This window comes from Paenibacillus cineris (assembly GCF_018333335.1).
GTDB classification, from domain to species: Bacteria; Bacillota; Bacilli; order Paenibacillales; family Paenibacillaceae; genus Paenibacillus_AQ; species Paenibacillus_AQ favisporus.
In genome coordinates this window covers 2,953,870-2,966,559 of sequence record NZ_BORU01000001.1, presented here as the reverse complement: position 1 = coordinate 2,966,559, position 12,690 = coordinate 2,953,870, and the positions used below count along the sequence as shown (strand labels likewise).

The 12,690-nt window shown below is 45.0% G+C and carries 8 protein-coding genes and 1 pseudogene; 7 read left to right on the top strand and 2 right to left on the bottom strand.

Annotated features, from left to right (window positions below):
- The first annotated feature begins 157 nt into the window (after positions 1-157).
- Together KI379_RS13790 and KI379_RS13785 are read left to right on the top strand one after the other, a co-directional pair.
- A complete protein-coding gene (locus tag KI379_RS13790; RefSeq protein ID WP_145133188.1) occupies positions 158-1,069 on the top strand; it encodes an AraC family transcriptional regulator in 912 nt (303 codons plus the stop codon).
- Between the two features lie 107 nt (positions 1,070-1,176).
- A complete protein-coding gene (locus tag KI379_RS13785; RefSeq protein WP_212983899.1) occupies positions 1,177-3,048 on the top strand; it encodes a heparinase II/III domain-containing protein in 1,872 nt (623 codons plus the stop codon).
- A gap of 214 nt (positions 3,049-3,262) precedes the next feature.
- On the opposite strand, the gene KI379_RS13780 is transcribed toward KI379_RS13785, so the two are convergent.
- Together KI379_RS13780 and gap are read right to left on the bottom strand one after the other, a co-directional pair.
- Positions 3,263-4,243: an NAD-dependent epimerase/dehydratase family protein gene (locus tag KI379_RS13780; protein ID WP_212983898.1), complete on the bottom strand. Its 981-nt coding sequence runs from the start codon at positions 4,241-4,243 to the stop codon at positions 3,263-3,265.
- A 227-nt stretch (positions 4,244-4,470) separates the two neighbouring features.
- Positions 4,471-5,480, bottom strand: a pseudogene (gene gap / locus KI379_RS13775) (type I glyceraldehyde-3-phosphate dehydrogenase).
- Between the two features lie 221 nt (positions 5,481-5,701).
- Here gap and KI379_RS13770 point away from each other — a divergent pair.
- The 5 genes from KI379_RS13770 to cydC all read left to right on the top strand — a co-directional run bounded on the left by KI379_RS13770 (position 5,702) and on the right by cydC (position 12,628).
- Complete coding sequence (locus tag KI379_RS13770) at positions 5,702-6,301, top strand: TetR/AcrR family transcriptional regulator (protein ID WP_076165166.1); 600 nt, start codon at positions 5,702-5,704, stop codon at positions 6,299-6,301.
- Positions 6,302-6,680: 379 nt separating this feature from the next.
- A complete protein-coding gene (locus KI379_RS13765; protein WP_212983897.1) occupies positions 6,681-8,045 on the top strand; it encodes a cytochrome ubiquinol oxidase subunit I in 1,365 nt (454 codons plus the stop codon).
- The gene (locus KI379_RS13760; protein ID WP_244879285.1) at positions 8,042-9,058 is read left to right on the top strand and encodes a cytochrome d ubiquinol oxidase subunit II; all 1,017 of its coding nucleotides are present in this window, start codon (positions 8,042-8,044) and stop codon (positions 9,056-9,058) included. Before KI379_RS13765 ends, KI379_RS13760 begins: the two co-directional genes overlap by 4 nt.
- Before the next feature lie 67 nt (positions 9,059-9,125).
- On the top strand, positions 9,126-10,901 hold the full coding sequence (gene cydD / locus KI379_RS13755; RefSeq protein ID WP_212983896.1) for a thiol reductant ABC exporter subunit CydD: 1,776 nt from the start codon (positions 9,126-9,128) through the stop codon (positions 10,899-10,901).
- Positions 10,898-12,628, top strand: coding sequence for a thiol reductant ABC exporter subunit CydC (cydC, locus tag KI379_RS13750; RefSeq protein ID WP_212983895.1), 1,731 nt, complete (start codon positions 10,898-10,900; stop codon positions 12,626-12,628). The genes cydD and cydC overlap by 4 nt, the downstream gene beginning before the upstream one ends.
- Positions 12,629-12,690 lie beyond the last annotated feature (62 nt).

Below are 12,690 nucleotides of genomic sequence, written 5' to 3'. Positions count from 1 at the left end.
CATTTAAGATGTGTTTATTATGTATCAGCACCTGCTCTGACCTGTATAAGAAAACTTTCAACATGATGCCTATTCTTGTCATACTATTAACAAACACAATGCTTTACTTTATATTTAAAAGCATGAGAGACATCATATTAGAACAGAGGTGTTCCGTGTGACCGAAATCGCTTTGCAACAACAAGAGTTAGCGGGACTCATCAAAAAGTTTACCGGAAAAGATGGGGACCATAAAACCCTGATTCCTTCACTCCATCTCATCCAAGACTCCAAAGCAATGGTCCCAATATGTAGAATTCAAAAGCCCTCCTTATGCATTGTGGCCCAAGGTGAAAAAATAATCATTCTGGGCAATGAAAGTTACAAATACGGGGTTAGCGATTATTTAGCTGTGTCTTTAGACGTGCCTATATCGGGACAGGTGATCAAACCTTCGCCGGAAGCTCCCTTTTTGTCAATCAGGCTTGATCTTGATGCAGGAGAGATTTTTGAAATCATGAAGGAGACCCATCTGTTTCCAGAAAGCATAGAGCATTATCCGAAAAGTTTATTTGTTGGTAAAATGAACATTAATCTTCTTGATGCAGTGATTCGGCTAGTAAGACTATTGGATACTCCAAAAGATATTTTAGCGCTAGCACCATTAATCATTAAGGAAATCATATATAGGTTACTTACTGAAAAGGAGGGGGATGTTTTCAAGCAAATTGCTACATCTGGTAGTCATTTTGCAACGATTGCAGAGGTCGTAGAACGGATTAAAACAAACTTTGACAAACCTTTACGCATTAATGAATTAGCGCAGATCGCCAATATGAGTACTTCATCTCTGTATCGACATTTTAAGCAAGTCACTGCGATGACACCCGTTCAATATCAGAAACAGCTGCGATTACAAGAAGGGCGGCGACTTTTAATAACTGATAAATACAACGTCGCAGATGTCGCATTTCATGTCGGCTACGAAAGTCCTTCTCAATTCAGTCGCGAATATGCCCGATTATTTGGGTGTCCTCCGACTACCGATATTTTACGAATGCAGTCCACAACTAATTTGTCTACTAGTTAAAAGATCAGTTGATTAAATATATTATAAGTTGTTGTATAACAAGTATTCTTCATTGGGCTAATGTAAAAGGCTTTCATCATTGATATATTGGGGAGAGGTTGACGTTCATGTTGGCTGAGCGATTTATTAATGACAATCTTGGAAAGTGTTTGCTTAACAGGGATAATTACCGACCGTTTCCTACAATCGAAGACCGAAATCAATGGAACCAGCTACCATTGAATCTTAGGTCTTTTTGGATCAATGAAGCCACAAGTAAGCTTCATTATGCATGGCCTACTATAACTGCCACTCAATATATGGATTATAGCAGAACGGGTAATCGGGTCGATTTTGACAATGCTTCGTGGAAAAGAAGAGAGGTGCTGGCTTCTTTAGTCATCGCCGAATGTTTTGAAAATCAGGGACGCTTCATGGATGATATCATAAACGGAATATGGTGTATATGTGAAGAAACATTCTGGGGGATCCCTGGCCACGGTTATATGATGAAGAGGCAGGATCCACTTCCAGACATATCGGATCAGATCATTGAATTATTCTCTGCCGAGACGGCCGCGCTGCTTGCATGGACTTATTATCTGCTGAAAACCAAATTGGATGGAATAAGCATTATGGTAAGCGAGCGTATACAGCACGAGGTGAAAAGGAGGATTCTGGATCCTTATTTACAGCGGAATGATTTTTGGTGGATGGGTTTCAATCAGGAGAAGATGCTGAACAATTGGAATTCATGGTGCAATTCAAACTGCTTAGCGGCGTTTTTGCTGTTGGAAGACGACCCCAATCGACGGGAAGCAGCGGTGGTCAAGGCGATGCGAAGCTTAGATATGTATCTACATAGACTCCCTTCAGACGGCGGTTGTGAGGAAGGCCCGAAGTATTGGATGTATGCCGGAGGAACGATTTTTGATAGTCTGGAACTTCTTCACGGCGTTTCCGGCGGTAAAATTGATGTATACCAAGAACCTCAAATTAGGCAATTAGGATGTTATATTTACAAAGCTTTTATCGATGATTCGTATTTTGTCAACTTCGCTGACAGCCAGGCACAAGTCCATATCCCCGCGGAACTTACATATCGGTATGGACGCCGCATTGGAGATTCGAGGTTGTGTGAGCTTGGAGCAAGGGTCCAGAGAATGAAGCGGGAAGAAGGGACCCGCTTAGAGTTTTCATCCATGTTTCGCCTTTTGCCGGCTTTATTTAATTATACGGAAGTAGAGCAATATTCCGGAAAATCTCCTTATATTCGAGATGCATGGTTTGACAGCATTCAAGTCATGGTGGCACGAGAGCAGGAGGGTTCGTCCAAAGGGTTATTCCTAGCTGCCAAGGGCGGGCATAATGGTGAAAGCCATAATCACAATGACATTGGACAATTCATTGTATATTGTAATGGCTCCCCGATGATAATTGATCCCGGATTATTGGCCTATACATCTAAATCGTTTTTCTCGGAGCGGTATACCCTATGGGCGATGCAATCCGGATATCACAATCTCCCTATGGTAAATGGCGTTCATCAACAGGACGGAAGACAATTTAGGGCCGATGAAGTCGAGTATAACCTGAATGATAAAGTTACATCGTTATCCATGAATCTCGCGGGAGCCTACCCCGAACTCGCCGGAATAAGAAGCTGGATACGATCAGTTCATTTCTATCGTGATTTGTCCCCGAATATTGAAATCAGTGATAATTTTCTTCTAAATCAAGTGACGGATGATATCACACAGATTCTAATAACGCCTCACCCTCCTCAGAGCAAAGAAAATGGATATATTATCCTTCAAGATAAAAATTACAATAGGGTAAAAATACAATATGACAGCGAAATGTATGCGTACTCAGTAGAGAAAATTTTACTCGAGGACGAAATCATGAGAGAGATATGGGGAGATGCCTTGTATCGGATGAAGCTTACAGCCATTATACCCGCCGATCGGGGTGAGTGTGTAATCAGGATAAGCAGATAGTGGCATGAAGTAATCTCACTATACTAACGGAGACTTTAGTTAAACAATAGAGGAGCATATCGCCGTCGGCGACTGCTCCATTTTTTATTACGCTAATAGGTTTTTTGATGATCCTGTAGTGCTTATCTTCGTCAGACGCTGCCTACCAAATTGGCCAAAAGAGCCAGTCCAGAGAACAACTACGATCGATTGCCGTCGTTTGCCCTCCAAAGCCCTATCGTCGAGCAGATGGTTCCTCATAGCTTTGCAAACCAGCATCGCGTAAAGTTCTTCCGACATAGCCTAACTCTCGACGTGCAGCGGTATCGTTGACGGTGAACTCACGCCCAATCATGCGTATCATCGATTGCGAGATCGGCGGATCGCCGTCTTTCCGATTGACGGCCCAGATCGTGTCGAACAGCCGGCCAATGGCAGAGACGAGCCAGTAGGGCATCGAACGCACCTTATCGATGGACAGGCCCTGCAAGTTCGCAAGCGAGGCGACGAACTCACGGAAAGTGTGCCCTTCCTGGTCTTTGATGAAGAAGGCACGGCCGCCTTCTCCGCGTTCAAGAGCGCATTGTATGGCTTCAATCACATTGTCCACATGGCAGGTTGAAAAAGGGTAATCGCCACGGTCGATGAACGCGAACTGTCCAGATCCGACTGCTTCGGAAAGCGCTCGGCTAAACGGATCACCAGGCCCCCAGATAGCCGGTGGGCGAAGCGCGATCGTGCGAAAGCCGGGTTTGTTGGCTGCCAGAACCAATGAATCGGCCCGTGCCTTGCTCGCCAGGTAGGCGGAGAAGTGGTTCGGGAAAGTCGGCGCGCTTTCATCGGTGTCGCGGATGAGCGTACCGCCGTTATCCATGTGGATCCCCGCCGCGCTGATGTAGACGAATGTCTTCGCACAGGCGGACTCGGCTGCCTTCAGCAAGGCTGCGGTGCCATCGATGTTGGTACGGAAGAAGGGTTCGCGAGGCCCTGAAAAGCGGAAAAGGGCGGCAGCATGCACAACCGCATCGATCATCGGTAACACGATTGGCGTGCTGCTTTCGAGATCGGCATCGACCGGCCTCGCACCCATGGCCTTGAGTATGGCGTGAGATGATACAGAGTGTGTGAGGGCGAATATCTGGTGACCATCCTCCACGAGCTTCGGGATCATGCGGCTGCCGAGCAAGCCGGTGCCTCCCGTGACGAGAATTTTCATTGTGAGTGATCATCCTTTCGGTTCGGAATTCAGGAGAGACCGCATGGCGCCGCCGCGGATTTGCTCAAGAACCGCAGAAGTGGGAGGTTCCACCTTGCGCAGCGATCTGTAACGTGAAGCAGGGATGCAGCGTCCCAGCCTTCGCAGAGCGCTATCACCGAATCGGCATCATCGTATTGTGGGGTGCATCCTTCATAGAATTTTCCTTCTCTCCATCTTTTGAATATTTATCTAGCGATCTTAGCGAAGTGCTCCAGCGTACGAACCAATTGGGCTGTATAAGACATTTCGTTATCGTACCAAGCTACGGTTTTCACCAATTGCTGGTCACCGACGGTCAGAACATTCGTCTGCGTGGCGTCGAAGAGCGAACCGAATGTGATGCCTTTGATATCGGAAGATACAATTTCGTCTTCCGTGTAACCGAAAGTTTCTGGATCGGAAGCTTCTTTCATCGCATCGTTAACTTGCTCAACCGTTACCTTGGTATTCAAAACGGCAACGAGTTCAGTCACGGAACCTGTTGGTACAGGTACACGTTGAGATGCCCCATCCAGTTTGCCCTTCAGTTCTGGAAGAACCAGGCCAATGGCTCTTGCAGCACCGGTGGAGTAGGGAACGATGTTCTCCGCTGAGGCGCGAGCAGCTCGGAAATCGCCTTTTGGATCCGGAGCGTCAAGCGTGTTCTGGTTACCCGTGTATGCGTGAATGGTCGTCATCAGCCCGGATTGGATACCGAACTTGTCGTGCAGAGCTTTAGCCATAGGGGCCAGGCAGTTGGTTGTGCAGGAAGCGCCGGAAATGACGGTTTCCGTTCCGTCCAGGGTGTCATGGTTCACGTTGTATACGATCGTCTTCATGTCGCCTGTAGCAGGGGCGGAAATGACGACTTTCTTCGCTCCGCCTTTCAGGTGAAGCTCGGCTTTTTCTTTTGTGGTGAAGAAGCCTGTACATTCGAGAACAATATCAACGCCAAGCTCACCCCAAGGAAGATCTTCAGGATTCCGCTTAGCAAAACCTTAACCTCTTTGCCGTTTACTTTGAAGGTTCCGTCATGGACTTCAATGTCACCGTGAAAAGTGCCTTGCGTCGTATCATATCTGAGCAGATGTGCTAACATTTTAGCGTTCGTAAGGTCGTTAATTGCTACAACCTCGACGCCTTCCACATCTTGAATTCGGCGAAAAGCGAGTCGTCCGATTCGTCCAAAACCGTTTATACCTACTTTTACAGTCACTGAAAAATCCCCCTATAAGTTTTATTTATTCCAACAAGCCGATGCCTGCAATGGAATAAAAATGACCCAGCGCTATTTCATTCTGGAATGGCTTACTGTATAATGCGAAAAGAGACCGATCGGTATTTTTTATATTAGCATGATATGAGTGAATTGCAAGGACGAATTGGGTAATTCGTTTAAAACAAATGAAATAAAATACGGTTCATACGGAGGAGCTCATGAAAAAAGGGGACAGAACAAGGGAACACATCATTATGAAATCGGCTGAAATTTTTAACCAGAGAGGATATGCCGGTACATCGCTAAACGATATTATTGCCGACACAAGAATTAAGAAGGGGGGCATCTATCGACATTTTGCCAGTAAAGACGAGATCGCGCTTGAAGCCTACAATTATGCTGCCAGTATGGTCGCCAGTAAATTTTCTGAAGCGGTCGATCAAGAGCAGTCTGCGTCAGGAAAGTTGGTTGCTTTTTTTCGTGTCTATGAGAATGTCGTCGACGATCCGCCATTTATTGGCGGATGTCCCATGCAGAATACAGCTGTAGAAAGTGACGATACTCATTCGGAGCTTTGTGGTCAGGCAAGGCAAGGGATGCATACCTTCTTGGATATGATGAAAAGTATTATTCGGGACGGCATTCAAGCTGGGGAGTTTAGGGAGGATCTGGATGTGGATGCGCTAGCATCATTTACATTTTCCTTGTTGGAAGGAGGGATTTTACTCAGCAAGTTGGATGGGGATAACAAGCACATGCTAATGAATACACAAATCTTCTCATCCTATTTGCAGCAATGCTGCCTAAAGACCTGTTAATCTGGTGTACTGGCACATCGGAAGGGAATTGGGCAGCTGTCTTATGCAATAGCCCAAACGGGTGGTTTTTGTATTTTTCACGGAGTTGTAAGAAAGAATTGATTTTTACTTGAACGTTTAGAGGAGAAGGTGTGACCACGATTGCAAGGCTAAACGTCGAATATATAATAAATTTTAAATATCAGGTTTTGTAATCTTTCAACTGCATTTCTCACACATTTGGGGAAATGCCAACTTACTATGTGAAAAAGTTCTCTTTTTATTCACGAAGGAGCAGAGCATAAGTTAGCCCCCGTAGGTCGTAAGGTTTTACGTCTAAACCTGATGTTTTCATTTTTTATTTTGTGTACAGGAACAGCGTGGAAGGGAGGAAGTTAATATGGGAATCGATACGGTGCTATGGAGTAAACTCGTGACTGGAATGACACTAGGATTCCACGCTATTTTCGCGACACTTGGCGTGGGTATTCCATTAATGATTTCACTCGCCGAGTTTATCGGTATTCGTAAGAAAGATGTTCATTATATTCTAATGGCAAAGAGGTGGTCACGAGGGTTCGTTATCTCTGTTGCAGTAGGCGTAGTCACAGGAACAGCAATTTCGTTACAACTCTCCTTGGTATGGCCCAATTTCATGAAACTTGCGGGAAATGTTATTGCGCTTCCGTTGTTTATGGAAGTGTTCGCCTTCTTTTTTGAAGCCATTTTCCTTGGGATATATCTGTACACGTGGGAACGGTTTAAAAACCCGATGATGCATTGGTTACTAACGATTCCTGTTGTCGTCGGTGCAGGGATGTCAGCAGTATTTATCACGACGGTTAACGGATTTATGAATCAACCAGGGGGATTTACGTTTGAAGCTGGACAATTCACGGCCGTTGACCCCGTTCAAGCCATGCTGAGTACGGCAACATTCTCCAAGGTGTTTCATGTATTAAGTTCGGCCTATTTAACAGGAGCTGCTCTGCTGGCAGGTGTTGCTGCATTCGCAATACTTCGAAAAGGGGTTTCAGCATACCACAAAAAAGCCTTAAAGCTGATGATGGCTGTCGTTTTATTGTTCAGTTTAGTAAACACATTAGCCGGAGACGTATCCGCTAAGTTTTTGGCCGAACATCAACCTGAAAAACTCGCGGCTGCCGAATGGCATTTTGAAACGGAAAGCGGCGCAGATTTGATATTTTTAGGGTGGCTTAATGCTGAGCATGAAATTATAGGAGCACTCCACCTTCCCAAATTTCTGAGTTTCTTGGCTTTTGGAGATTTCAATGCAGAAGTAACGGGTCTTAATGAGTTTCCTATCGATGAACAACCATCACTCGTGGTTCATTATTTTTTCGATTTAATGGCAACCATTGGATTTTTATTCTTAGGCATTTCCTTTCTGTATTTCCTATTTGTATTTTGGAAAAAGCGTAACGAACTCAACAAGTGGATACTGCGAATGATTGCATTAGGAGCACCGCTTGCTTTTTTAGGGGTTGAACTGGGGTGGTTTTACGCAGAACTCGGCAGGCAGCCTTGGATTATCCGAGGATATATGCGTGTAGAGGAAGCGGCTACGACATCCCCAAGCGTCAGGATCCTTTTTTTCTTTTTCCTTCTACTATACATCGTATTGGGAACCGTTAGTGTTCTTGTGCTTCGTCGCATGTTCTATAACAATCCGGCTGAAGTTGAGATGGAGACGTGGACGCAGCGTGCAAGCGACAAATCAACATTGAAGGGTGAGCACACATGATGAATTACGAATTGATTGGAATTTCCGTGCTCTGGTTGTTTTTGTACGGATATATCATCATCGCTTCCATTGATTTTGGCGCAGGTTTCTTTGCCTTTTATGCTCGTTTAACCAAACAGGATCATGTCATCAATAAACTGATTTCTCGTTACTTATCGCCAGTTTGGGAAATCACGAATGTATTTTTCGTTTTTTTCTACATTGGCATCATCGGCTTTTTCCCGGAAACCTCCTATTATTATGGATCAGCCATGCTTGTCCCAGGAAGTCTTGCGGTCATTTTGCTCGCTATACGCGGTTCATTCTATGCATTTGAAAATTATGGCTCCAAACATAATATGGTTTATCTGTTTCTGTATGGAGCAACCGGAGTGCTTATTCCTGCTTCCTTGTCAGTGGCGCTGACATTATCCGAAGGCGGATTTATCTTGAAACAAGGAGAGACGGCCTCGTTGGATTACTGGGCACTCTTGAGCAGTCCACTGTCTTGGAGCATCGTTGGACTGGCTATCGTATCTGTTTTATTCATTAGCGCTGCTTTTCTCGCTTTTTACGCTTCGCGTGCTGAAGATCATGCTGCATTAAAATTGATGCGAACCTATGCGCTTTTTTGGAGCACGCCTACAATCGTTATCGCACTGACAGCATTTATTTTTTTGGGTCAGCACAATGAGCGGCATTTCCAAAATATGATGGATTTATGGTGGCTGCTCGCGCTCTCCGTTGCCTTTTTCATGATTGCCATGTGGTTATTATACCGAGGAGGCCGTTACGGGATGACGTTTATATGCATCATGCTGCAATTCTTCTGTGCTTTTTTTGCTTACGGCATTGGGCAATATCCTTACATTCTTGATCCATACATCACCATTCAAAGTAGTGTCACCTCTTCGTCTATGGGCTTCGCACTGGTTGTGGCATTTATCGGTGGTATGTGTCTCTTAGTTCCTTCATTGATCTTGGTCTTCAGGCTTTTTCTGTTTGATGCGGATTATGTGAAAGGAAACAAATAGAGTAGTACATTGTTTCTTACGGGAATATTCCCTCAAGGCCACTTTCCGGAAGGAGGAGAGTTTTTACGTGAAGAGAAATAAAAACCTCATTGCTCAACACATGTCTGCACAACGAAAATATGTTGTTCTTCTTGGCATCATATCCTTTGCACTTGGTACAGCCATTGTTGGTCAGGCTGCGTTGCTTGCAGAAGCCATTCAGCGAATCTTCGTGGAAAAAGCCTCTTTCTCATCCGTGGCTATGATCCTTGGCATGCTTTTGGCGATGATGGCATTACGCACATTGTTATCATTTGTCAATGGGAGAATTGGTCTTCATATGGCTGCCACGGCAAAGACCAAGATGCGTGAATCTGTTTTGCAAAACTTGACCCGTGTTTCCATGGGTTTAAGTCTTCAGGGACAGACGGGAGAGAGGGTCAGCGTAGCATTGGATGCAGTAGATGAGGCGGATAGTTATTTCAGTCAATACATCCCGAAAATGGTGGAAGCGATGATCATTCCCATTTTGGTCCTGATCGTTACATTTACTCAACATGCCAACTCAGGTTGGATCATGATGTTTACGGCTCCGTTTATTCCGATATTCATGATCCTGGTGGGGCTAAAGACGAAAAATAAATCGGAAGAAAAATATGCGCAGCTGGCCAACTTTTCCGGTACGTTTTTGGATTCCCTTCAAGGGTTGGTTACATTGAAAATATTCGGGAGAACTCAGCGTCAGCAACAGGAGATAGAGCGCAGTAGTCTCAACTATCGTGACACAACCATGGATATTTTGAAAATCGCATTCATGAATACGTTCATGTTGGAATCCATTGTGATGCTTAGTATCGGTATTGTCGCCCTTGAGTTGGCCATTCAGTTGGTTGTTTTCAAATCAATGGCGTTTCACACGGCTTTACTCGTTCTGTTACTCGTTCCAGAATTTTATAATCTCTTAAAAAATACAGGCACCGCTTTCCATAGCGGGCAGACAAGCATGGGAGCGATCCGTAAGGTTGAGAGTATGCTTGAGAAGAATAGAGTAGACGCGCATGTAAGCGATAGTAACGATCGGATGCCAAAATTTCAATTGTCCCATGCAAAGCCACTTCAAGTCCCCCCTTCGATAGAACTGAAAAATGTACGATTTCAGTATGCTCCTGATTCATTTGAATTCCACTCGGGAAGTGTGTTTATTAAACCGGGGGACAACATTGCCATTGTTGGTAAGAGTGGAGCCGGTAAAACGACACTGCTTCATCTTATTGCCGGTTTGCTGAAACCGGATTCGGGGATCATTCTGGTTAATGGAAACCCACTCTCTCATGATCATGAAGAAGAATGGTTTAAACATGTTAGCTCCATCACACAGCACCCTTACATTTTTGCTGGTACATTCGCAGAAAATATTGCGATCGGTGCGGGTAGGGAAGTTTCTAGGGCAGAAATCGAGAAGGCCGCAGAGGAAGCCGGACTTACAGCGGTTGCAGCACAATTGGATAAGGGGTTTGATACATTCGTTGGCGAAGGCGGACGTGGACTATCGGGTGGCGAAAAGCAACGTCTTGCCCTGGCACGCGCATTTTTGAAGCGGCCTGCCATCATATTGTTCGATGAGCCTACAGTAGGGCTCGATTGGCGCACCGAAAGCATACTGCAACGTTCCATTTCCACATTGTCGAAAACGTCTACCATGATTACTGTGGCACATCGTTTATATACGATTCAACACGCCACCAACATTTTGTTTGTAGACCATGGATCGATCGTGGGTTCAGGGTGTCACGACGAACTTCTGAAACGCTTGCCCCAATATGCTGAAATGGTCGCTGTTCAACAAAAAGGAGAATTAGCATGAGTGAGCTGGCTATGTTATCGAAAGCGATGTTTCAAGAGCGGAAGGATATTATCTTTTCGATAATAGGAGGGTTTATTGCTGGAATAGCCGGTGTAGCTCTCTTTTCCGCAAGCGGGTATCTGATTTCTCAAACGGTATTTGCGCCACCGCTCTATACATTGATTATCCTTACCTCTCTTGTGAAATTTCTAGGTTTTCTCCGGTCGGTGAGCCGTTATGGAGAACGATTGTATACCCACCGGGCGACGTTCTCCATCCTCAGCCGTTTGCGAACTTCCTTTTTTGCTAAGCTCATCCCTTTGACACCTGGAATACTGAATAAAAATCGAAGTGGGGACTTACTTGCACGGATCGTTGGAGATGTAGAAAGTTTACAACACTACTTTCTGCGCGTTGCATATCCGCCGCTTATTGTAATTATGGTGTTTTTGGCAACGGTGCTTTTTACAGCTTCCTATTCCTTCTGGATAGCTGGTTTGCTGGTATTGGGAATGTTGATGACTTCACTGGTCGTCCCTGGAATCGTTCTGTTGGGACAACGAAAAATTCATGAGCGGGTCCGTGAGCAGCGATCGAAACTGTCCACGGAAATCACAGAAACACTTTATGGATTTCGTGATTTAAAGATCTATGGGCAGTTGGCACAGCGGGAGGAGCAGCTTCAGCGCTATTCAGCTTCATTGGCAGCTGAACAGCAACGAGCTGCTGTCCAATTGTTACGGGGACAATCCATGCATGTTTTTGTTACATTTTTTGTTGCTTGGGGTGTGCTGACGCTCAGTGCCTATTTGATTCTGGACGGAAGACTTGCTGGCGTATTTCTTGCCATGCTGGTCATGGCCACGCAAACCGTTTTCGAAGAGGCAGCTCCTTTGGCCGTATTACCTGCATATAAGCAAGATAGCGAACATGCAGCCAATCGGCTGACGGAAACAATACCATCTCAAGCTGCAACATTACGATCAAGTAAGTCTGAGTCTTTGCCAACCGATATACCTGTATCCATTGAAATAAGCAATGCTACTTTTCAATACGAGGGGGAGTGGCGGCCAGCACTATTGAATTTCTCACTGCATCTTGCTGCAGGTTCTAAAACAGCGATTGTTGGGCCGAGCGGGTCAGGAAAATCTACATTAATCGAGTTGTTGCTCAAACTGCGAACAACAACATCGGGGAATATACGCATAAACAAAGTCTTGATTAACGAATTGGATGAGGAAAACATCTGGGAATTGACAAATGTAGTGTTGCAACAAAGCCATTTTTTCAAAGGGACGCTTCGTGAAAATCTGTTGGAGAATGCAGATGAACATTCTGACGAGGAGCTAATGGAGGTACTTGCTAAAGCCCAATTACCAAATGTTTCGCTAAACCAGGTGGTTTATGAGAAAGGTGAAAACTTATCCGATGGAGAAAAACAGCGTCTTGCCTTAGCACGAGCCATGCTGCGCAAAAGACATCTGTGGTTGCTGGACGAACCAACGTCTTCTCTGGACTATGTAACCGAGCAGCGCGTTCTAAAGCAATTGTACGAGCAAGCGAGCGGAGATACACTTCTTCTCATTTGTCATCGCCTGACCGGTTTAGAGAAGATGGATCAGATTGTCGTCATGGAGCAGGGCGAAATTGTGGAGATCGGTTCATTTAAGGAATTGATGGAACAGAAGGGATACTTTTATAAATTGAAACAGATTGAACTACAGATGATTGGTGAATCTGGGGTTTAAACCGCTTGAGCTCCTGTAAGCTAACTGGTTGATTCCGTTCACTCAGGCGTAGGAGGGCGATT

Coding starts and splice junctions, on each gene's coding strand:
- KI379_RS13785 (WP_212983899.1), top strand. CDS start 1,177: ATGTTGGCTGAGCGATTTATTAATGACAATCTTGGAAAGTGTTTGCTT.
- KI379_RS13780 (WP_212983898.1), bottom strand. CDS start 4,243: ATGAAAATTCTCGTCACGGGAGGCACCGGCTTGCTCGGCAGCCGCATG.
- KI379_RS13770 (WP_076165166.1), top strand. CDS start 5,702: ATGAAAAAAGGGGACAGAACAAGGGAACACATCATTATGAAATCGGCT.
- KI379_RS13765 (WP_212983897.1), top strand. CDS start 6,681: ATGGGAATCGATACGGTGCTATGGAGTAAACTCGTGACTGGAATGACA.
- KI379_RS13760 (WP_244879285.1), top strand. CDS start 8,042: ATGATGAATTACGAATTGATTGGAATTTCCGTGCTCTGGTTGTTTTTG.
- cydC (WP_212983895.1), top strand. CDS start 10,898: ATGAGTGAGCTGGCTATGTTATCGAAAGCGATGTTTCAAGAGCGGAAG.